This window comes from Litchfieldella anticariensis FP35 = DSM 16096 (assembly GCF_000409775.1).
Classification (GTDB): Bacteria; Pseudomonadota; Gammaproteobacteria; order Pseudomonadales; family Halomonadaceae; genus Litchfieldella; species Litchfieldella anticariensis.
This window is the reverse complement of sequence record NZ_KE332384.1, coordinates 1-1,315: the sequence shown is the minus strand read 5'-3', so window position 1 is coordinate 1,315 and position 1,315 is coordinate 1. Positions and strand designations below refer to the sequence as shown.

Below are 1,315 nucleotides of genomic sequence, written 5' to 3'. Positions count from 1 at the left end.
GTCTTGGTCTTGATGACGGTGCGGGTCTTGTGCTCGGGGAGGGCGTAGGGCGGGACGTTGGTGGCATGGTAAGCCGGGCTGATGATGATCGGCTGATCGGGGTCCGCCTCCAGGTGGTCCACGATCACGGCCATGCCGATACGGGGGATGGCCATGACGCCGTAGCCGCTGCCGGCCCAGCCCTGGGCGACCCGGATCCAGGCGCTGGCCGCTTCGTCGGGGGTGGCGTCGCGGTCCCAGTGAAAGCGCACTTTCACGCGACCGAATTCGTCGACGTAGATCTCCTCGCCCTCGGGGCCGACGACGGTGGCCATCTGCGGTCCGTGGACACGCGGCTTGGGGGTGGGGTCGGTGCGCCATGCCTGGTCACCGGGGGTCAGCGTCAGGGTATTGCCGTAGGTGGTGGCGCCTGACGTGGCATTGATGGCCTCCTCTTCGGCGGCCTGGGGCTGGGTGCCTTCATGAACCACGCCGATCACCTGCCAGTCGCGGTTCATGTCGTCCCTATCGTGGCCGGTCAGGTCGAAGCGCACGCCGGGGCGTAGTTCGGCGAGGTCGCTCTTGCCCGTGGCGACCAGGGCATCGCCGCGCAAGTGCTCGAGGCGGTAGCGGGTCAGTCGCCGGCCCGGCTCATCGGCCTTGAAGCCGCCATGCCAGTCGTAATGGGTGTAGTTGGCACGCTGCCCCTCGAGTCGGGATTCGTCGGTGTCCTGAGTGTGGTGCTGTCGGTAGGCTGGCTTCTTGAAGTACCAGTCCTCGAGCGTGGCGCTGGCCGGGCTGATACGCGACTGCCGCTGCAGGTGATGCACATGATGGGCGGCGGCGCTGCCACCGGCACGGCTGTGGTAGGGGCGTTCGCCCAGGCGTGGCAGCGCTTGGGGATCGTCGGTGAACACCAGACGGTGGGCGTCACCCTCGAACTCGTGGAAGTAGACCAGACCTTCACTGGCCGCCAGACGCTCGAGATAGGCCAGCGTCGTTTCTCGGTATTGAACGGTATACTCTCTGACCGGCAGTTCCCGCGTCACCGCCCAGGTGACGTCGGTGATGCCCACCTCGTGGCAGAGCTGGGTGATGATCGTCTGAGCACTCAGATCCTGGAAGAGACGGCAGTCGTGAAACAAGCCAAGCCGCCGTATGGCCGGTCGGATCACCACGTCGTAGTAGGTGCGGCGATGTCCTGGGTCGCCACGCCGAAAGGCGCACACCACCCCATGGAGATGACGCCGTACGTCACCGCGCTGCCAGATGGTGAAGCTTGCCTCGCGGTCCAACCAGTCCTCGGCGGAAAGCTCGGTATCGCGGCTGGCGAAGG

Annotated in this window: 1 protein-coding gene; it reads right to left on the bottom strand. The window is 66.2% G+C overall.

Annotation, left to right across the window (positions count from 1 at the left end; translation table 11 throughout):
* Positions 1-1,315 (bottom strand): type VI secretion system tip protein TssI/VgrG (gene tssI, locus L861_RS06850; protein ID WP_016414457.1); only part of this gene is annotated, 1,315 nt, incomplete at both ends.